The following is a 19772-nucleotide window of genomic DNA, read 5'->3' as shown; positions in this document are numbered from 1 at the left end:
GTGGCTGAGCAGAAAGCGGACGAAGTCCCTGACAGGACTCCGTTATAGCGCCGCAACCGGTCGCGAGGACTGTCCGAAGAGCGAAAATCGCCGCTTGAACTAGAGCAAGAAGCGGGGCAAGGGGGGCGGAAAAGAAACGAGGGCGCTCCCAACGCTAAGAACCGACCACCACGAGCTGGGTCTAGCTGCATGCGCATCGTGAGAACGGTCCCGTCGAAGCGCATGCCTGGCACAATGGGGCGCGTGACAACTTTGCACCCTGAGCCTACAGACGCAAACTCGAGCGCGAACAGCAGCACGACAGGCACCGCACACACAAGCGAAAAAGACACCCCGAGTGCACGCACTAACGCCTTCCTCGACGCGGTCCTGGACCCCATGCGCCTCGCCCCGCTCGGCCTCGCCCTCGCGGCAACCACACTCTACGGATGGCTCTCGATGCTCCAGTGGGACTCGTACTTCTTCCCGAGCTGGGATCTGGGTATCTTCGCCGAAGCCGTCAAGGAGTATGCGCACGTCAATGCCCCGATCGTGCCGATCAAGGGCGATAACTTCAACCTACTCGGCGACCACTTCCACCCAGTCCTCGTACTGCTCGCACCGCTGTGGTGGCTGTGGCCGTCACCAGCCGTGCTGCTGTGGGCGCAGGCCGCGCTGTTTGGGGCGAGCGTGTACCCGCTCACGCGCGTCGCAATGGCGAAACTCGGTCCACGACTCGGCATGCTTGCCGGCGCCGGCTACGCGTTCTCCTTCGGGCTCCAAGGTAGCCAGAACGTCCAATTTCACGAGTATGCGTTCGCCGTTCTCTTCGTGGCATTCGGTCTCGCGGCCTTCCTTGAGAACCGATCGAAGGCAGCGCTCCTGTGGATCGGCGCACTCGTGTTCGTCAAGGAAGATCTGGGCCTCACCGTGATGATGCTCGGTTTCGCGATGGCGTGGATGTGGCGCACACCCGGGCCCGAAGCGGGTAGCCCCTCGCAGAGGCTCCGCGCGACGGTTGCGAGGCTAACGTCGGAAAAGAAACCCCGCTACGCGCTGCTGCTTTCGGCGTGGGGCCTCGTGTGGTTTGTGCTCGCCACGTGGGTGATTTTGCCGGCGCTGAGCCCCGCGAGCGCGTACGTGTACACGGAGAGTTTTGCGCCGCTCACGCAGGCTTTCACGCCGCTCGTAAAGTGGCAAACGGTGCTCATGTTCGTGGCGTTCATGGGTGTCGTGGGGGTCACGAGCCCACTTGCGCTCGGTCTTCTTCCGACGCTTGCCTGGCGGTTCCTCGGTTCCGTCGAGCACTATTGGACCTGGCAGTGGCACTACAACTCGTTCCTTATGCCGATCGCGTTCGCGGCGCTCCTTGCGACCCTCCCGCACATGCGGGGAGCTGCGCTCACGCATCTGGCTGAGCTTCGTGAACGCCCGCTCGCGCCGCAAAAAGCACAGCTGTGGACGAAACGCCTCGGCGTTGCCCTCTCGGTCCTGTCGACCGCGTATCTCGCAACCTCGCTTCCCCTCACGTGGATCGCAACCGGGGCGCTCAACCCGAACTCGGAGTTCGCCAATGCCGCTCGAGAGGGGCAAGCGCATGTGCCCAAGGGCGTGACGGTCGCGAGCGACATTCGCTTAATGGCCCCGCTCGTGGCGACAAACGATGTGCAGTGGATGCACGGCGAGACGAAGCGGGCACCCGAATGCGTCGCGGGCGTGTACGGGGCGCGCGAGCAGGAGCAATTCCCGGGCGGCTGGGCCGAGTGGGCAAATGCGAAGTGGACCGCGAATGCAAACGCAAAACCTGAACGACTCAACGGCGCATCCGTCATCACGAGCGCGCGCGAGCCGTACAAACTCGTGTTTGCGAACTCTTACGTGCAGGTCGCGTGCCAAGGCGGCCCTAGAAGCGAGTGAGTCCTAGCGGCGAGTGAGCCCTCGAGGTCCGCGGGCATCGGCGGAGGCGAGTGGCCCCGCGGCGAGCGAGCGAACCGACCAGAGTTTGAGCGGCGAATACTGCTCGGCGAGAAGCGCCGTGCGGATGCCGCGGCCGTAGGCCTCGTTACGCACGCTGCGATTGAGCGAACTGATGTCGCGATCGAGGAGGGCATCGATCGCACCCGCGGCGGCCCAGCGCATCGCGACGACCGAAAGCTCGATGTGCGAGTCAATGAGGGCGTGGCCGACGTTGTGAGCGGAGATGAATCGCAACCTCGGATTCGACGGATCGGATCCGACGTGGGCGCCGGGAATTTCGTCGGCTGCGAGGCGCGAGCGCCACAACGGCACGATCACATCGCGCGCCCCGCCCACAACGAGCGTGGGAGTCGTGATTGAGCGCCTCGCCGATTCCAGGTCAAAGCTCTCCCCCGTGAACGGCGGGAACTGCGCGGCGCGACGCGCGTAGACGGTAAGCGGGTCGAGCGGCTTGCCGTCGCTGGCCTCAGCGAATCCGAGTTCGGTCGCAGAAATGCGGCCAGCCAGGTCGTTTTCATATACGTAGGGCGTGGTGTTGAACCACTCGCGGCCGGTGATGATTTGGTGAATCGATGCCCACGCGAGCTGACCGCGCCCCTGCACGAGAAGGTCCACGAGATCGCGTACCGAGTTCACGCCTCCATACTCGTGGACGGCGGCGAGCACAACGCCGGTCTCATCGACGGGGACGACGCGCTGCTCGACGAGCATCCGCACGGCGCGCGCGATCGATTCGGTCGCGTCGAACGTTCCGCGCCAATACAGGTCACGCATGAGTTCGCGAAGGGCGCGCCCGTCGCGCACGCCCGTGAAGGGCGAATCGAGAACCATCGAGAACACGCGCTCCGGGTGGCGCAGGGCGAACCGTTGCGCGATGTAGGCACCGTACCCGGTTCCGTACAGCACCACGCGCGGCACTTGCGCGTGGTCGAGCACGGCACGCACATCGTCGAGCACGTTCTCCACACTCATCACGCCAACGGGAAGGTCATTGCCCTGTGCATCCGCGCGGCTCATGCCCACGCCGCGATGCTCCATCATGATGACGTCGAGTCCCTTTTTGACCATGTCGCGCCGCAGAATCTCGTACGGGAACACGCTCGCAACGCCCGGCCCGTCGGGAAGGACCATGATCGTGGGAAGATCGGACTGATAGCCGGCCCGCACATACCTGAGCGGGAATAGGCGCCCTTCGGAGTTCTCGAACTCCCGGTAGACGGTCATCACGTCATTACGGGAGGCGAGAAGCTCGTTCGCGGCAGGGCGGTCGTATAGGTCCATGCGCTCGGTTTATTTCTTTCCGACGGTTGCCCACAAAAAGGCGTGGACCAGTGCGTTCATGCGTGCCGCTTGCGCGTTGGAGGCGGCGCCGCCGTGCCCGCCTTCGACGTTTTCCCAATACTTGACGGGGGCGCCGAGCTCCTCGAGCGCGGCCGTGAATTTGCGGGCGTGGCCGGGGTGAACGCGGTCGTCGCGGGTCGAGGTGAGCACGAAGGTGGGCGGGTACTCGACGTCATCGCGCAGCAGGTGGTACGGGCTGAAGGTCTTGATGAAGTCCCAGTCGTCGGTGTCGGGGTCGCCGTATTCGGCCATCCAGCTCGCTCCCGCGAGAAGGTGCGAGTAGCGCTTCATGTCCAAAAGCGGCACCTGGATCACGACGGCGCCGAACAGCTCGGGGTACTGCGTGAGCATGTTGCCGGTGAGCAGGCCGCCGTTGGAGCCGCCGCGCACGGCGAGGTGCTTCGCATCAGTCACACCACGATCGATGAGGTCGCGCGCCACGCTCGAGAAGTCTTCGTAGACCCTGTGGCGGTTTTCTTTGAGTCCAGCTTGGTGCCATGCGGGCCCGTATTCGCCGCCACCTCGAATGTTCGCGAGCACGTACACGCCGCCCCGCTCAATCCACGCCTTACCGATCGCACCGAGGTAGTGCGGGGTGAGGGACACTTCGAAGCCGCCGTAACCATAGAGCAGCGTGGGGCGGGGTCCGACGGTTTCCTGGGCCTTCGCGATTTCGAAGTATGGGATGCGCGTACCATCGGTACTCTCAACGAAGTGCTGAGTGACCTCGACGCCGCTCGCATCGAAGCGCTCGGGCGTCGTCTTGATCGTCTCGATCTCGCCAGCGCCGTCTCCCTCACGGATGCCGTCGAGGCTTGCAAGCGAGAGGGTCACGGGCACGTGAAAATCGTTGCGGGTGATCCACACGTCGTTGCTCTCATCGGAATCGACCGCGGCGACGCTCAGCGAGCCGGTGAGCTCGGGATAGAGATCTTCGCGCTCCCAGCTGCCATCGCCGTTTCGGTAGTGCGCATCGAGGCGGTGCTTAACGTCGTCGAGCACCGTTACGACGAGGTAATCCTTTGTAATCGTGAGACCGTCGAGCGAGGTAGTGGGGGCGGGATCGAAGAGCACGTCGAAATCGCGGTTTCCCGCCATAAATGCGTCGAAGTCGCACGCGAGCAGGCTGCCGGCGGCGTACGTGTGGCCTCCCGTCACCCATTCGTTGCGCGGCCTCAGGATCGCGAGGTCGCGGTGGAAGCTCACGTCGATGTCGCTTGGGACGTCAACTTTGAGAAGCTGAAACTCGTCGCCTTCACGAGCCACGGCATACGTTGTCGAGGTGTAGAAGGTGTGCATGACCGTGACCCAGTCGCGTTCGAAGCCGGGGGTCTGGTCGTGGCTTGGGTAGACGAGCATGTCCTGCGCGTCGCCCTCAAACACAAGGGTGGCGTCGGAAAGGGCCGTGCCGCGTCTCCACACGCGCGCCTGGAGCGGGTAACCAGAATTGCTTCGCGTCCCCTCGCCGAAGTCAGTGCCGACCCACACGGTGTCTTCGTCGATCCACGAGACGAAGCCGCGCGCTTCGGGCCGCACGAAGCCGCCTTCGCTTTCCGGCACGAAGCTTCGGGTTTCGAGATCCCATTCGCGCGTGACGTCGGCATCGCTTCCCCCGTGCGAGAGGCTCACGAGGAAGCGACGATAGGGCGCGCCTTCGGCGGGACGCAGTGCGTGGGCGCCGTGCCACACCCAATCCTCGCCTTCGGCGACGTTGAGGGCGTCGACATCGATGAGGGTTTCCCACTCGGGGTTCTCGGTGCGGTAGGAGTCGAGGGTCGTTCGGCGCCACACACCGCGCTCATGCTCGGCGTCTGTCCAAAAGTTGTAGAGGAAGTCGCCCCGCTTCGTGACGCCGGGAATTCGATCACTCGCGTTGAGGATCTCGAGGATTTCCGCTTCGAGTTCAGCGGTGAACGGATCGGCGTCGAGGTCTTTTTCAGTGCGGGCGTTGCGCTCGCGCACCCAGGCAAGCTGCTTCTCACCGGTGATGTCCTCGAGCCACAGATGCGGATCGCTCATGGTGTCTCCTCTTTCCCACTGCGGTGATGTGTTCTGGAGCAAGCCTAGTCGCGCCAGCTCAAATAAGGATGCGCGCCTCAGGTTCGTCCATGGGCTGAGTCCAGAACAGCTCCTCGAAGCGAGTGGCCTGCCGGAACGCTTCGATCGCGCGTTCGCGTTCGGCTTCTCCCGCAGCATCGCACGCTTCTTCGACGAGCTGCACGGCCTCTCGAGAAATCCGTGTAAACGTTTCGTCGGCGTACGCCTCGACCCACGTACCGTAGGGGTGCCCCTCGAGCGCGCCCTTGCTTGCGTCAAGAACGGCAACTCCCGATTCGGCATAGATCCAGTAGCACGGGAGCACGGCCGCGGCGGCAACCGCGTACGTGTCGTAGGTGGCGCTCGCGAGCAGGAAGTTGCTGTAGGCCGCGGTGTGCAGGCTCATCCCGAGTCCTTCGACTCGGTGGGCGGCGAGGATGTCGTTCGTGAAGAGCTCTTCCTGCATCGCCTTTTCTTCGGCGATGGCGCCGACGGCTGACTTCGCCCAGAAGCGAAGCTCATCTGCCCCTGGCGCCTGGCGAGCGATAGCGGTCATCGTCTTTTGGTACGCGACGAGGTACTGGGCATCCTGCTGGATGTAAAACGTAAATTTTTCCGGATCGAGCGTGCCGGCGCCGAGTTCGGCGAGGAACGGCAGGGCGTCGATGCGCGCACGGATGTCTTTGGTTTCCTCCCACATCCGGGCCGTGTGCGGGCCCGCGGGCTCAATGAGTGCCACGCTCACACCCCCTGAACGGTAATGAGATGGTTGGTGGGGCCGTGGCCGCTCTCGGGAGTTTTCGAGATCTCCCATTCCTTCGCGTGAAGAATCGCGCTTTGGAGGAACTCGCGTGCACTTGCCACGACGCCGATGTCAGTCGCGTCAGCACCGCCCGCCACACGCGCGTACTGCGCGGCGATGGCCGACGAGAGGGTGCAGCCGGTGCCGTGCGTATTGCGCGTATTGATCATCTCGCCCGTGAGAACGTCCACGACGTTGCCGAGCTGCACGAACACGTCGACGAGCGCGGATCCACGAAGATGACCGCCCTTGACGAGAACTGACTTCGGGCCGCGATTGATGAGTTTGAGGCCCTGCTCTTTCATTTCTTCTTCGTCGGTCGCCGGGTCTTCGCCGAGCAACAGCGCGGCCTCGGGGATGTTGGGCGTGAGAACGTCGGCGAGCGGGAGGAGGCGATCACGGAGAATCTCCATGGCATCCTCCCCCATCAGCATGTCGCCCGAGGTCGCCACCATCACGGGGTCCAGCACGATCTTGCCGAAATCGCTGCGGCGCTCCTCGATGACATCCGCGATGACCTCGGCAACCTCGGCGTTAGGAATCATGCCGATCTTCGTGGCATCGACGTAAACGTCGTCAAGCAAAGTCGTGAGCTGCTCGCGCACGAAGGAGGCGGGCGGCGTAAACACGGCGTCCACGCCCTGCGTGTTCTGGGCGGTGAGAGACGTGAGAACGGCGCAGCCGTATGTGCCGAGCGCCGTGAACGTTTTAAGGTCCGCCTGGATGCCGGCGCCGCCGCTCGGGTCACTTCCGGCGATCGTCAGTGCAATGGGTGGGCGCATGGGGTTGTCCTCCTTGAAAACAGCTCGCGTATGAATCGGGCTGAAGAATTTAGAGCGGCTGGTTCATCACGAACTCGCGGCGCAAAAACGTCGCGGAGGTCGCGGGGTCCTCGGATCCGGCGATCGCCGAAACCACGCAGATACCGTCACAGCCCGTAGCTGCGACCTCGCTCGCGTTGCGAATCGAAATACCTCCGATCGCCACCGCCACGATACCGGCCTCGTGTGCACACGTGGTGAGAGAGGCGAGCTGCTCAAGACCCACGGCGGGGTCGGTATCGGTCTTTGTCGCGGTGTTCCAGATCGGGCCGATGCCAACGACGTCGGCGAAGCCCTCGGCGATCACACCCTCGAGCTGTTCGGCATTCGACACGCTCACGCCGATAATCGCCTCGGCGCCAAGGAGTTCACGCACCTGGGATGCCGGCATATCGCCCTGACCCACGTGGACGTCGAGACCGAGCTCTCGAGCGGCCTCCACTCGGTCATTGACGATGACCGTAATCTCCCGGCCGTGCTGCTCCCCCACCTCGCGGGCCACGTCGCGCACCTGGCGCGCAAGCTCGACAAAGGCGTCGTCATCAAGGTCCTTATCTCGCACCTGGATTACGTGGGCGCCGCCCTCGATCGCTTCGGCAACCTGGGCGGGTACCTTATCGGCACCGCCTGCCATCGCCGAGTCAGTCACGAAGTAGAGCGCCCAGTCGGCTTTCGCCGCGCGCTCGCGCGAAGCCGAGGCGTTCATGCCGACGCCTCGGTCACGCGCACGCGTGCGGCAATGTCGGCGCCGCTCAGCTCATCGAGCGCATCGATCCACGCGACCGCGAACGAACCGGGGCGCGAGGCGCGCTCACCAGCGAGCTGTCCGGCGGCACCGAAGTGCGCGTGGGCCGTGAGCACCGCGAGGGCCTTCGCATCGATGGGCGCGCAGGTGGCGTCGGAAAAACGAGATTCGAGTGCCGGAGCGATACTCACGTACCCGGCCATCGTGGCGCCGAGCGCACAGCCCGTACCGATCACGCGCGGCATGAGGTCATGGCCGGACTCGAGCCAGAGCGCGCGGATGTCGCCTTCGCGGTCCCACACGATGAGGTCGCGCTTGCCGGAGACGGCAACGACCGCGCCCGTACGCTCGGCGAGGGATGCGGCGGCAGGCAAGGCGTCGTCCACCGAATCGGTCGCATCCACGCCACGACCACCCGCGCCGAGGCCCGCGAGCGCGGAAATCTCCGACGCATTGCCGCGGATCGCCGTAGGCGCGAGCTCAAGCAGGCGGTGCGCGAGCGACGTTCGAACCTCGAGCGCACCGATCGCCACGGGATCGAGGACCCACGGCACGCCCGCCTTCACAGCCGCCTCTGCCGCGAGCGGCATCGACTCAACCTGGTGCGGCGCGACCGTGCCGGTGTTGACCAGCACGCCGCTCGCAATCTGCGCGAACGTGGCAGCTTCGCCGGGGTGATCGACCATCGCGGGGGCCTGGCCAGCGGCGAGCAACACGTTCGCGGTGACGTTTTGAACGACTGTATTCGTCAAACAATGCACGAGCGGTGTGGCCTCGCGCATGGCGTTCACGGCTTTGTCGATGCCGGCGGTGTATGACTGTGTCACGAGTGACATCCCTTCGCAGGTAGGTTTCCAGAGCAGGTTCGACGGGTTTGATCTCAGCCCTCGGGACCCGCAATCGGGCCCCGGGACACCCCGAGTCACGTCGTATAACCCTATCGCTACCTGGGTCGACACCTTCTGAGAGCCGCCGCAGTCAAGGAGTGTGAGAATAAGGGCGACGACATGAGACGTTGGCGAAAGGGAAAGGGACGCGCGTGAGCACACCCGATCAGAGCGACCCGGGCCAGGAGAGCCCGCACGAGCCTCGCCTGCCCGATTTCTCTGCGGGCTCGGCTGGCACGGGCAGCGGGAGGTCCGACGGCTCCGGGGCAAGCGGCGCTTCCGGATGGGGAGAGGATCCGAGCGGAGCCCTCAACGCCCAGCTCCATGACAGCAGTGAGGACAACAGCTCACGCAAAGTCGTCATCGGCATCGTCATCGGCGGTATCGCGCTCATTGCCGCCCTGGGCCTTTTCGTCTCGCAAGTCGCGATGCGCAGCATCGAGGAAGAACCCATCGCCAAAGAAGGCTCGACCGTTGGCGTCAACACCCAGGGCGACCCTAACAACAAAGAAGAGCAGCCCACGCCGGCCGCCCCGAACGAGCCGCCACCCGAAATCTTCACGCAGGCCCCCACAACGCAGTGCCTCATGTCCTCGAAGCCGACGGTGTCGCGCACCCAGAGCGGGAACACCATCAAGGGCGGAGGCCTCGAATACACGGTTCCCAAGAACTGGGACTCGGAGTGGTACCAGAACGAAAACGTGCCGTACCTCTACGACACGGGCGCCTATTCGAAGCAAGTCGAGTCGTTTTGGTACAGCGTCGTCACCGTGGGCCGCATCGAGTGGCAAGAAGATGTCGAGGGCCCCTACCCCGGCACCGAGCAGATGGCCATCGCCATGTTCCAGTGCTACGCCACACACTTCAACGTTGTCGAGCAGTTCGGCGACAACCCGAAGATCACGAACTACACGAGCAAATCGACGACCGTCGACGGAAGGCCCGCGTGGATCGTCCAGGCAACCTACGGTTTCGACCCGAAATCGAAGGGGATACGGCTGCGCACCACAAACGCCTCGATCGTCACCGCGATCGTCGTCGAGACTCCCAAGGGGCCAAGCGCACTCGTCTCCGACGTTGCCGCCGACCACCCCGAACACGTGAAGGGACTCGAGGAAGCTATCGCGACCCTCAAGGTCACCGAGTAGGCGTCGGATACTCGACTTCCCAAGAATGAGTTCGGCCCGAGCCCCTCAGGGCCCGGGCCGTTTCTTGCTGTGCGCGGTTAGTTGTCGCGCAAGATCGCGAGGATGCGGAGGATCTCCGTGTACATCCACACCACGGTTACGGCGAGGCCAAGGGCCGCCGTCCAGGCATAGGCTTTGGGGGCGCCGCTATCGACACCGTTGCGGATCACCTCGAGATCCATCACGAGGCTGTAGCTCGCGAGCGCCACGGCCACCAAGCCGATCACGACGCCGAGCATGCCCGTGCGGAGGTTAGTCACGCCGAGGAGGACGAGCACGAGGTTCACGAGCGTGAACACGAAGTAGGCACCGAAGGCGATGAGGAACATCTTCGTGAGCTTCGGGCTCGTACGCAGCTTCCCCATGCGGAAAAGAACGGTGATCGAGCCGGCGACGGCGAGAGTGCCAATCACGGCCTGAAGCACGATGCCCGGGTAGACCGTCTCGAAGAACAGGCTGATGCCACCGAGGAGCAGGCCCTCAAACACGGCGTAGGCGAGGGTGACCCACATGCTCGGCGTCTTCTTGAACGCGTTCACGAGAACGGTCACGAAGCTTCCGATAGCGCCAACGATCGCGGCGATCGACGCGAAAGCGAAGCCGATCTGGCGGCCTTCCTCCGTTCCCATCACGAGCGCCGTGACAGTCGGGAGCATCATGATCACGAACGCGACGGCGATGATCACGCCGAAGGTCGCGGTAATCGCGTTCATGGTGTTGCGCCATGTCATGCGGCCCGTGTCAAAGCCGGTTGCGGCCGGGCGGTTATACATGGCTTCAAGATCGGCCGGGCTGTAGCCGCCCTGCTGGGATTGGGGAGCCTGGTAGCCCGGCGCCTGCTGCTGAGGCTGGCCCCACTGTTGCTGGGGCTGGCCCCACTGTTGCTGGGTGCCCGGGGCCTGGTTGTACTCCGGTGCGGGAGCATAGCCGCCGGAATTACGGAAAGCGGGGCTGTTGTTCAAGATTGCGTTGTTTCGCGCCACAGGGTGTCCTTTTCTCGAGGGCATCGCTACGTGCCCACAGTCTAGTTACGGTTAATCCAACGACTTTCAGGGACGCGCTATTCCGCGCGGTGATGCGATTCGAGATAGGCATCGTCGGCCTCGAGCGCGACGCTCTCACCCGCCGCACCTGCCGCAATCGCCACCATCTCTCCCGTTTGCGTCCGCAGAATGCTCACGCCGAACGTCGTATCTTCGCTCTCGTCATTGAGGGCGTTGATGTCATGCACGCCATCGCGATCGATCCACAGACCCGCGAACGTCACAACCATGCCGAACAGGGCGAGGCCGCCCGCGAGGTAGAGCACCGCGGAAAACCCGAAGCCGGCGCTCAGAATGAATCCACCGAACATGACGCCGAGGGAGTTCGCGACATTGAATGCGCCGTGGTGTGAGGCGGCCGCGAGGGTGACGGACTTGCCGGCGTTCGTCATGAGCCACGCCTGCATGAGCGGGCTCGTGATCGAGCTCGTCGCACTCACGAGGAACACACCCACGCCGAAGCCCACTGGGTTTTCTCGCAGCGCAATGAGCAGTATGAACATCAGAATAAAGATCGGGAACACGATGAACAGACTCGCGCGGTAGGACCAGTCCGTGAGGTGCCCCGCGATCCAATTGCCGAGCGTCATACCCGCACCCGCGAGCGCGAGGATCACGGGGATGAGCAGCTTGTCGATACCGGCAACGCTCACCGTGACATCGGCGATGTATCCGTACATCGCGAAGAAGCTCGTGAAGCCCACGCATTCGATCACGAGGACCATCCACATGCGTGGCTGCTTAAACGCCCCGAGTTCGTCTTTGACGCTGCGCCCCTTTGGAGCTTCCTGCGGCGGGATCGCGAGGAACAGCAAGAGGATCGACAAGGCAAACACGCCCGCCACGATCCAGTACGCGGTTCGCCACCCGAGCTGCTGGCCGAAGGCCGTGAGCAGCGGGACGCCAAGCAGGTTGGCAACCGTGAGCCCCATCAGGGCAAGCGCAATGCCCTTGCCCTGGTTACCCGGCCCCATGACGTCGGCGGCGAGAAGTGCCGCTACGCCAAAGAAGGCGCCGTGCGGAAGGCCCGCAAGGAACCGCGCTGGAATAAGCAGGCCGAAGACGGGCATCGACGCCGACAGCACCGACCCCACAAGCAGCCCGAGCGCGAGCAGCATGATGAGTTTTGGCCGCGCGATCTTCACGCCGAGAAGCGACACCGTGGGGGCACCCACGACTACGCCGAAGGCGTAAGCGCTCACCGCCCAGCCGGCCTGCGCGATGGCGTGCTCGGGATTCACCGCCATTTGCTCGGGAAGCAGCGAATGAGCGATGTCAGGCAGGATGCCCATCGACACAAACTCGCTCGAGCCGATACCGAACCCGCCGATCGCGATCGCGAACAGGGCGAATGCACGCTGAAATGGCGTCAGGGTGTCGTAGGAAGTGGGGCGCACGAGAGTCCTTCGCGGGATATGACGGGTGGGCCGATCCGCTGCGCGCCCTCGGGCCCGGATGCACTAGTGAGAATAGTCCCTCGGGCCGAACACTGCCGAGCCGACGCGAACAATAGTGGCGCCTTCCTCGATCGCGATCTCAAGATCGTTACTCATGCCCATCGACAGCTCCTTGACAGCCTCGATGCCGAGACCATCGCGAAGCTCCCTCAACTGGCGAAGCGAGCGACGAATCTCCACCTCGTCGTCCGTGTTCGTGCCGATTGTCATGAGGCCCTCGAGCGCGAGCGAGTCACTTTCGGCGCAGCGCTCGGCGACCTCCCTGAGAACACCGAGGTCCGGCTCATAGCCACCCTTCGACTCCTCGCCCGAGGTGTTCACCTGGATGAGGACTCGCTGCACTTTCCCGTCGTTCGCCGCGCGCTTCTCAATGCTCGTCAGCGCACTTTCGCGATCGATCGAGTGGACGAGATCCGCAAAGCGTGAAATGTCGCGTGCCTTATTGGACTGGATCGTGCCGATGTAGTGGCGCATGACGCCGGCCTCGTGCAGATCCTCGAGCTCGGCATGCTTGGCGAACTCCTGCTGGCGGTTCTCGCCCACGTCCACCTTGACGCCTCGCTTCTCGAAGAGCTCCACGGCCTCGCGAATCTCTTGAGCGGTGCGCGTCTTGGTCGCGAGCAGAATCAGGAGATCATCCATCGACCGCCCGCCGCGCGCAAGCGCCGCTTCAATCCGAGGTAGAAGTTCGTCGATCTTTTCGCTCATCATGTCTTTTCGCGTCCCTTTCGCCTTCGCTCCATGCACGGGCCATCGACTCTGGTGGCCTCATATATCCGTCATATCACGGCGGCGTGCGCGAAAGACGGGACCTGGATACGTCGCACCCCCAGTGGGACTCGAACCCACACTGAAAAGATTTTAAGTCTTCTGCCTCTGCCGTTGGGCTATGGGGGCATTGCCCGAAGGGCCCCTCCATCCTAGGGGATAGGCTGAAGGCATGGCCCGCACTCTTGCCGACGCCTTGAGAGAGTTCGATGACGCACGACTCATCGAACTGTTAAACGCGCGCCGCGATCTCACCTCTCCCATCCCGCTTGGCATCGCCCCGCTCGCCGCGCGCGCCACACAGCCCAGCAGCGTCCACAGGGCACTGGGCAGTCTCGTTCTGCCCGAGCTACAACTCGCCGAGGTCTTCGCCGCCTACGCGGGGCCCGTGAGCCCGGAACAGCTCGCGCGTGCTGTGAGCACCTCGACCGAGCAGATCGCGCCGCACGTGTACCGGCTCGCGACGCTCGGCCTCGTGTTTACGGATGAGAGCGGGCGCTCGCTTGTTCCCGTGCGCGCCCTCGCCGAGGCCCTCCCCCACCCTGCTGGCCTCGCCCCTCGCCTCTCGAGCGACCCGTCGCCAGATGAGGCCCGCACGATCATCGAGGATCTCCCTGATTCGCTTCACGAAGTCGCCTACTCGCTCGCCTTCGCCCCGGCGCGTCTCACGGGTTCGCCGACCTCGTCACTCGCGAAGCAGCTCTCATCGGCACGCCTCATCACGAAAGTCAATGGAGCCGACGGCCCTCGCCTGCTCATCCCACGCACCGTCCATCTCGCCCTTCGCGACGGCATCGTCCACCGCACTTTCGCCCACGCCCCCACCCCGGGTCCCGAAGCCGCACCCGAGCGCTTCGAGGGCGCTCGCGACGCACAGGCCATCGAGGCGGCACTCGAGGCGAGCCGCATCGCGCACACGATCAGCACGTGGCACGCGGATCCACCGTCAGTACTCAAACGCGGCGGAATTCCCCTGCGCGACGCGCGCCGCCTCGCCGCCGCCGCAGGCACGAGCCACGAGACGTGGACGAGCGTCATCCACGCCGCATGGGTCGGCGGGCTCATCGGCAACGACGGCGAAACCTGGCAGGTCACGCGCGAGTACGGGGAATTTTCCGACGCTTCCCCCGCACGCCGCTGGGCCGACCTCTGCTCGGCGTACGTGCGCTCCAACTACCTCGGCGCGCTCGCCGGAACGCGCTTCGGAGAAGTCAGCCTCGACGGCCTCACCCAAGGGGAGCCTCGCACCGGCGAAACTCCGCGCGCTGCGCTCTCGGCAAGCGTCGGAAGAAAAGGCGTGAAAGTGCGCCGGCGCCACATGCTGCGCCACCTCGCGGACTACCCCGAGCGGGAAGCGAGCGCGGCGAGTCTCGCGGAATCGCTTGCGTGGGCGTTCCCCACGGTGCAGCGCGCAGCCCTGATCGAGGAGGCGTACGCGTTCACGCGCGAGGCCGAGGCATTCGGGCTCATCGTGGACGGCGTTCCAAGCGTGCTCGCTCCCGCGGCCCTCGAATCGCTCTCGCTCGAGGAAGTGGCGGCACTCGACGTTCTCGAAGCTGCGCTCGACGAGAAGCTTCCCGAACCCGTCGACCACATCTTGCTCGACGCGGATCTCACCGTGACCGTGCCCGGCCTGCCCTCTGCGCGGGTTGCGGCGGTACTCGAATGGACCGAAATCATCTCGCGCGGCGCCGGGGTTGTGGCGCGCGTGACCAGCGAGTCGATCGCGCGGGCACTGAGCGCTGGCGGCTCCGCCGATGCCCTCATGGAAGAGCTCGCGGAACTTTCGCTCACGGGTGTTCCCGATGTGCTCGCCTACCTCGTGCGGGATGAGGCACGCAAGCGTGGCCAGGTCACCGTCGGCCCCGCGACCTCGTTCATCACGGGCGAGGAGGAACACCTGGATCGACTCATGGATTCGAGCGAGGCGCTCCGGCTTGGCCTCAAGCGGCTCGCCCCGACCGTCGTGATCTCGAGTGGGGATCCCGGTTTCGTGATGGGGTCGGCGCGAGCCGCTGGCCTCGCACCTCTTGCCGCAGGCGGTCGTGGCCCGGCTGTGGATGAGCGCACACTCGGTTCGGTGCGCGGTGGGCCCGTGGGGCTTGAGCTGGAGGCCGACGGTCGCGAGCAGGTCCTCGATGTCGACCCTTCCGAGGCTGTCGCGCGCATTCGCGCTGCCGATTCGGGGCGCCTGGAGGAGGTGAGCGTTCCTCAGCGTTTACTCGCGGCGATTGCCGAGGAGCGCGAGGTGCAGATCGGCATTGTTGACGGCCGCGGCGGCACGCGCGTGCTGCGGGTTGAGCCGCTCGCGCTCGAGGGCGGGAGGCTGCGTGCGCGAGATGTGGAATCGGGCGAGGAGTTCACGGTGCTAATTCACCGGGTGCTCCTGCCCTAACCCTTCCCTACTTCGTGAATTGCATAGGGGTTGTGGGGGTTATTCGCCGCAACGAAACCCCCGCAACCCCTATGCAATTCAGGGGAAAGAGTCAGTCCTGGCGGGTCTCCGTGCGGTCGCCCGTCCACTCCACGTGGTACGTGCCCTCGGCATCCACGCGCCGGTAGGTGTGCGCGCCGAAGTAGTCGCGCTGCGCCTGCACGAGGGCCGCGGGGAGACGCTCGGCCCGCACCGCGTCGTAGTACGCAAGGGTCGAGGAAAACACGGGCGCCGGAATTCCGACGGCTGCCGCAAACGCGACGATGCGACGCCACGCGGGGATGCACTTCGTAATCTCGGCAGTGAAGTACTCATCGGCAAGGAGCAACGGAAGCTCGGGGTTGCGCTCGTAAGCCTCAGTGATGCGGTTGAGGAAGCCCGCGCGGATGATGCAGCCGCCGCGCCAGATGCGCGCCATGTCACCGAGCTTGATGTCCCATTCGTATTCCTTGGCGCCGGCCTTGATCTCGTCGAAGCCCTGGGAGTAGCTCACGAGTTTCGCGGCATACAGCGCCTGCTGAAGGTCGCTGATGAACTGCTCGGCGTCGTCGATCTTGATCGTCTGCGTCTCGCCCTTGAGGACGGCGCGTCCGGCCTCTCGCTGCTCCGTGCCGCCCGAGGTCGAGCGTGCGAAGGTCGCTTCGGCGATACCGGTGACGGGGATGCCGAGGTCGAGGGCCGTCTTCGACGTCCATGCGCCGGTGCCCTTCTGGCCGGCCTGGTCGAGGATGATGTCGACGAACGGCTTGCCAGTCACGTTGTCGGTGTGGGTGAGGACGGCCGCAGTGATCTCGATGAGGAACGAGTTGAGGTTGCCCTCGTTCCACTTCTCGAAAACCTTGCCGATCGCGGGGGCATTCATGCCGAGCGCCTTGCTCATGAGATCGTAAGCTTCGGCGATGACCTGCATGTCGGCGTATTCGATGCCGTTGTGGACCATCTTCACGAAGTGGCCGGCGCCGTTCTCACCAACGTGGGTGCAGCACGGGACGCCGTCCACATGGGCGGAGATCTTTTCGAACATGGGGCCGAGACGGTCGTAGCTTGCCTTCGACCCGCCGGGCATAATCGAGGGGCCGTTGAGGGCGCCTTCTTCGCCGCCGGATACGCCCGCCCCCACGAAATGGAGGCCGCGTGCCCGAAGCTCCTGCTCGCGGCGGAGGGTATCGCTGAACAGCGCGTTGCCGCAGTCCACGATGATGTCGCCCTCGTCCATGCGACTCGCGAGTTCTTCGATCACGGCATCGGTAGCTTTGCCAGCCTTGACCATGATGATCGCGACGCGGGGCCTCTGAAGCGAGGCGACGAATTCGTCCATGGTTTCCGCGGGCACGAACTCGCCGTCCTGACCGTGCTCAGCAATCACACGCTCGGTCTTTTCCACGGAACGGTTGTGAATCGCCACTTTGAATCCGTTGCGGGCAAGGTTACGGGCGAGGTTCGAGCCCATGACCGCCATGCCGGTCACGCCGATGTCGGCGACAGAATGGGGGGCGGGATCAAAGTTGGCCATGCTCGTGCGGCTCCTTCGGTGTTATGGGACTGTGGCGCAAGGTGGCGCTCGTTCACGAACAGTCTAAAAGCCTGTGCTGTGTACAGCCCCGATACGCAATAATGGGGGCCGACGGTCCCGGTCTTAGCATCGGGGTGCCATAAGCCGACCAGAGGAACAAGAGCATGACGGATCCGTACACCCCATCTCCTGGGACGTTCAGTAACCCATCAACGAACCAGCAGCAGTACCAACAACCCCAGTACTCACCTCAGGGGCAGCAGCCGAATGTGGGATACGCCCCGGGCGGCGCGTACGATGGCCCCGCCCCCGGCACCGACGTCGGCAACGACATCTCGAAGTCGTTCTCGTGGGCGTGGCAGGCCTTCACAAAGAACTGGGTCGCACTTGTCGTTCCCGGTGTGATTTGGGGAGCCATCTACCTCTTCATCCTTGCGGTGTTTTTCGTTGGCTACTTCGCTTCGATCGCGGCCATGGCCAACGCTTTCGAATCGAGCGAAAGTAACGGTACGGACGCCCTGGCTATCATCATTTTCATCCTCGTCATGTACGCCATCATGATCCTCATCCAGCTTCCGCTCGCCGCGTGGATGAGCGGCGCTGCGAGGTCGGCTGGCCTCGTGGCGCGAGGGCAAACCCCCACCATCGGCAATGGGCTCTTCCACTGGAAGACCTTCTTCACCTACATTCTTTACGTCATCCTCTCGTTCATCTCGATCATCATTCCCCTCATAGGCCCGCTGGCCTGCATGTTCTTCTTCTCGCTCGCGCCGCATCTCTCAGCGGGGCGCGACGCGGGACCGATCAGCGCCTTCAAAGACGCAGCGAACAAGGCCCTCGCGAAGCCCGCGCACGTGATCCTCACCTGGCTCGTGACCTCTGCTCTCGCTTTCGTCGTCACCATCACGGGAATTGGCATGCTTCTTATTCCCGCGGTGCTACCCTTCATGTCGCTCTTCTCCATGTCGATGATCAACCGCATCGAGGGCAAGCGCCCGGCCCCCGTTGTCTAGGGCGGGGAGTGCGGGCACAGGCGCTCTCATCGTCCAATCCGATAAATCGATCCTTCTCGAGGTTGCCCACCCGGCGGCAGAAGAAGCACGCGCGTCGATCGCGCCATTCGCTGAGCTCGAGAAATCGCCCGAGCACGTCCACACGTATCGGCTCACGAACCTGGGGTTGTGGAATGCGAAGGCTGCGGGTTTCGATGCGGAATGGGTCGTCGATGCCCTCCTCACGCATTCGCGTTTTGCCGTTCCCAACGCGCTGCTCGTGGACGTCGCCGACACGATGGAGCGCTACGGCGTTCTGAGCCTCCACAACTCTCCCGCGCACGGCCTCGTGCTCCTCGCGAAGGATCAGACGATCCTGACGGAAGTTCTGCGCTCAAAGCGCATCGCGCCGCTCGTGGGGGAACGCATCGATGACACGACGGTGACTGCTCACCCCAGTGAGCGCGGCGCGCTCAAGCAGCAGCTCCTCAAACTGGGGTGGCCCGTCGAGGATCTCGCGGGTTTCGTGGACGGCGAGAGCCACCCGATTGCACTCACGGATTCCCCGAGCACATGGCAGCTTCGCCCATATCAGCGCGAGGCGGTTGAGCACTTCACGAAGGGTGGCAGCGGCGTTGTCGTGCTCCCGTGCGGATCGGGCAAGACTACCGTAGGAGCGGGCGCGATGGCGGCGCTCGAGCGCACGTGCCTCGTGCTCGTGACGAACACGGTTTCCGCCCGGCAATGGCGCCGCGAGCTTCTCGAGCGCACGTCACTCACGGAGGGCGAAATCGGCGAGTACAGCGGCGCCAAGAAGGAGATCCGCCCGGTCACGATTGCGACGTACCAGGTGCTCACGTCAAAGCGCCGCGGTATTCATCCCCATCTCGAACTCGTGAGCGCCCGCGATTGGGGCCTCATCATTTACGACGAGGTTCATCTACTTCCGGCCCCCGTGTTTCGTATGACCGCCGACCTCCAGGCCCGGCGACGGCTCGGCCTCACGGCGACGCTCGTACGCGAGGATGGCCGCGAGGGCGAGGTGTTCTCGCTCATCGGCCCCAAGCGTTACGACGCGCCGTGGAAGCTCATCGAGGCGCAGGGCTGGATCGCCCCGGCGGAGATGACGGAGGTGCGCGTCACGATGTCGAGCTTCGAGCGCAAGGTGTACGTCTCGGCGGAGCCGAGGGATCGGCAGAGACTCGCGGCAACGAGCCCCGAGAAAGTCCCCGTCGTCGAGCAGCTCGTTGCGCGACACCGAGGTGAGGGCACGCTCGTGATCGGTCAGTATCTCGACCAGCTCGACGAGCTTGCCGAACGCCTGGCAGCTCCAGTCGTCACGGGCGACACTCCTCTCAAGGAGCGCGAATCGCTTTTTACGCAGTTCCGCGAAGGCGAGATCGACCTTCTCGTCGTCTCGAAGGTCGCGAACTTCTCGCTCGATCTTCCAGAGGCGAGCGTGCTCATCCAGGTGAGCGGCGCTTTCGGCTCGCGTCAAGAGGAGGCGCAGCGGCTCGGCCGGATCGTGCGGCCGAAGCGGGATGGGCGCGCGGCGCATTTTTATACGGTCGTGACGCGCGACACGCAGGACCAGGATTTTGCGCAGAACCGGCAAAGGTTCCTCGCGGAGCAGGGCTACGGCTACACGATCCTTGACGCGCGAGAGCTCAGAGGCGGGAGCGTCTAGCCGCCGCCCGGTTTTCGGCTTGAGGAGGATCCGACGCTTGCACGCCCACGATCCGGCGCTCTTCCGTCAGTTGCCTGTCACCGAATATTTGCTCGAAGCGGG

At 64.3% G+C, this 19772-nt stretch carries 15 protein-coding genes, 1 tRNA gene and 1 riboswitch; of the genes, 5 read left to right on the top strand and 11 right to left on the bottom strand.

The window, feature by feature from the left end:
- Positions 1 to 243 precede the first annotated feature (243 nt).
- On the top strand, positions 244 to 1896 hold the full coding sequence (locus tag E6X30_RS04960; RefSeq protein ID WP_316335816.1) for a DUF2079 domain-containing protein: 1653 nt from the start codon (positions 244 to 246) through the stop codon (positions 1894 to 1896).
- Positions 1897 to 1899: 3 nt separating this feature from the next.
- On the opposite strand, the gene E6X30_RS04955 is transcribed toward E6X30_RS04960, so the two are convergent.
- The 6 genes from E6X30_RS04955 to thiM all read right to left on the bottom strand — a co-directional run bounded on the left by E6X30_RS04955 (position 1900) and on the right by thiM (position 8538).
- Positions 1900 to 3237 (bottom strand): alpha/beta fold hydrolase, encoded by a 1338-nt coding sequence (locus tag E6X30_RS04955; protein ID WP_259893082.1) that lies wholly within the window; start codon positions 3235 to 3237, stop codon positions 1900 to 1902.
- Between the two features lie 9 nt (positions 3238 to 3246).
- Positions 3247 to 5316 (bottom strand): prolyl oligopeptidase family serine peptidase, encoded by a 2070-nt coding sequence (locus E6X30_RS04950; RefSeq protein WP_316335815.1) that lies wholly within the window; start codon positions 5314 to 5316, stop codon positions 3247 to 3249.
- A 58-nt stretch (positions 5317 to 5374) separates the two neighbouring features.
- Entirely contained in the window at positions 5375 to 6073 is a 699-nt protein-coding gene (locus E6X30_RS04945) for a TenA family protein (RefSeq protein ID WP_052126802.1), read from the bottom strand.
- Positions 6074 to 6075: 2 nt separating this feature from the next.
- Positions 6076 to 6918 (bottom strand): bifunctional hydroxymethylpyrimidine kinase/phosphomethylpyrimidine kinase, encoded by an 843-nt coding sequence (gene thiD, locus E6X30_RS04940; protein WP_316335814.1) that lies wholly within the window; start codon positions 6916 to 6918, stop codon positions 6076 to 6078.
- A 49-nt stretch (positions 6919 to 6967) separates the two neighbouring features.
- Complete coding sequence (gene thiE / locus E6X30_RS04935) at positions 6968 to 7663, bottom strand: thiamine phosphate synthase (protein WP_316335813.1); 696 nt, start codon at positions 7661 to 7663, stop codon at positions 6968 to 6970.
- Positions 7660 to 8538, bottom strand: a complete 879-nt coding sequence (gene thiM, locus E6X30_RS04930) for a hydroxyethylthiazole kinase (protein ID WP_316335812.1) — start codon at positions 8536 to 8538, stop codon at positions 7660 to 7662. The genes thiE and thiM overlap by 4 nt, the downstream gene beginning before the upstream one ends.
- A riboswitch (TPP riboswitch) is annotated at positions 8521 to 8632 on the bottom strand. Its footprint overlaps the gene before it by 18 nt.
- A gap of 109 nt (positions 8633 to 8741) precedes the next feature.
- On the opposite strand from thiM, the gene E6X30_RS04925 reads away from it, so the two are divergent.
- Positions 8742 to 9737, top strand: coding sequence for a hypothetical protein (locus tag E6X30_RS04925; RefSeq protein WP_316335811.1), 996 nt, complete (start codon positions 8742 to 8744; stop codon positions 9735 to 9737).
- Positions 9738 to 9814: 77 nt separating this feature from the next.
- On the opposite strand, the gene E6X30_RS04920 is transcribed toward E6X30_RS04925, so the two are convergent.
- From E6X30_RS04920 to E6X30_RS04905, 4 genes are all read right to left on the bottom strand, one after another.
- Entirely contained in the window at positions 9815 to 10759 is a 945-nt protein-coding gene (locus E6X30_RS04920; protein WP_316335810.1) for a Bax inhibitor-1/YccA family protein, read from the bottom strand.
- 77 nt (positions 10760 to 10836) lie between these two features.
- Positions 10837 to 12216 carry an MFS transporter gene (locus tag E6X30_RS04915; RefSeq protein ID WP_016663837.1) on the bottom strand — a complete coding sequence of 460 codons (1380 nt, stop codon included), beginning with the start codon at positions 12214 to 12216 and terminating at the stop codon, positions 10837 to 10839.
- A gap of 63 nt (positions 12217 to 12279) precedes the next feature.
- On the bottom strand, positions 12280 to 12987 hold the full coding sequence (locus E6X30_RS04910) for a YggS family pyridoxal phosphate-dependent enzyme (RefSeq protein ID WP_016663836.1): 708 nt from the start codon (positions 12985 to 12987) through the stop codon (positions 12280 to 12282).
- 113 nt (positions 12988 to 13100) lie between these two features.
- Positions 13101 to 13173 (bottom strand) — tRNA-Leu (locus E6X30_RS04905).
- Positions 13174 to 13216: 43 nt separating this feature from the next.
- On the opposite strand from E6X30_RS04905, the gene E6X30_RS04900 reads away from it, so the two are divergent.
- Positions 13217 to 15439 carry a helicase-associated domain-containing protein gene (locus E6X30_RS04900; RefSeq protein ID WP_316335809.1) on the top strand — a complete coding sequence of 741 codons (2223 nt, stop codon included), beginning with the start codon at positions 13217 to 13219 and terminating at the stop codon, positions 15437 to 15439.
- A 91-nt stretch (positions 15440 to 15530) separates the two neighbouring features.
- On the opposite strand, the gene gndA is transcribed toward E6X30_RS04900, so the two are convergent.
- Positions 15531 to 16991 carry an NADP-dependent phosphogluconate dehydrogenase gene (gene gndA / locus E6X30_RS04895; protein WP_070435540.1) on the bottom strand — a complete coding sequence of 487 codons (1461 nt, stop codon included), beginning with the start codon at positions 16989 to 16991 and terminating at the stop codon, positions 15531 to 15533.
- 164 nt (positions 16992 to 17155) lie between these two features.
- Here gndA and E6X30_RS04890 point away from each other — a divergent pair, with 164 nt between their 5' ends.
- Both E6X30_RS04890 and E6X30_RS04885 read left to right on the top strand, forming a co-directional pair.
- Entirely contained in the window at positions 17156 to 18004 is an 849-nt protein-coding gene (locus tag E6X30_RS04890; protein WP_016663833.1) for a hypothetical protein, read from the top strand.
- Positions 17997 to 19670: a DNA repair helicase XPB gene (locus tag E6X30_RS04885; RefSeq protein ID WP_016663832.1), complete on the top strand. Its 1674-nt coding sequence runs from the start codon at positions 17997 to 17999 to the stop codon at positions 19668 to 19670. The genes E6X30_RS04890 and E6X30_RS04885 overlap by 8 nt, the downstream gene beginning before the upstream one ends.
- The last annotated feature ends 102 nt before the right edge of the window (positions 19671 to 19772 follow it).

Source organism: Dermabacter sp. (assembly GCF_032550575.1).
GTDB classification, from domain to species: domain Bacteria; phylum Actinomycetota; class Actinomycetes; order Actinomycetales; family Dermabacteraceae; genus Dermabacter; species Dermabacter hominis.
Note: the sequence above shows the minus strand (reverse complement) of the source record. Positions and strands in the feature narration are given on the sequence as shown.

Bases quoted from the DNA above. Each gene is read 5' to 3' on its own strand.
- thiM (WP_316335812.1), bottom strand. From the start codon at position 8,538: ATGTCACTCGTGACACAGTCATACACCGCCGGCATCGACAAAGCCGTG.
- gndA (WP_070435540.1), bottom strand. From the start codon at position 16,991: ATGGCCAACTTTGATCCCGCCCCCCATTCTGTCGCCGACATCGGCGTG.
- E6X30_RS04950 (WP_316335815.1), bottom strand. From the start codon at position 5,316: ATGAGCGATCCGCATCTGTGGCTCGAGGACATCACCGGTGAGAAGCAG.
- thiD (WP_316335814.1), bottom strand. From the start codon at position 6,918: ATGCGCCCACCCATTGCACTGACGATCGCCGGAAGTGACCCGAGCGGC.
- thiE (WP_316335813.1), bottom strand. From the start codon at position 7,663: ATGAACGCCTCGGCTTCGCGCGAGCGCGCGGCGAAAGCCGACTGGGCG.
- E6X30_RS04955 (WP_259893082.1), bottom strand. From the start codon at position 3,237: ATGGACCTATACGACCGCCCTGCCGCGAACGAGCTTCTCGCCTCCCGT.
- E6X30_RS04890 (WP_016663833.1), top strand. From the start codon at position 17,156: ATGACGGATCCGTACACCCCATCTCCTGGGACGTTCAGTAACCCATCA.
- E6X30_RS04900 (WP_316335809.1), top strand. From the start codon at position 13,217: ATGGCCCGCACTCTTGCCGACGCCTTGAGAGAGTTCGATGACGCACGA.
- E6X30_RS04910 (WP_016663836.1), bottom strand. From the start codon at position 12,987: ATGATGAGCGAAAAGATCGACGAACTTCTACCTCGGATTGAAGCGGCG.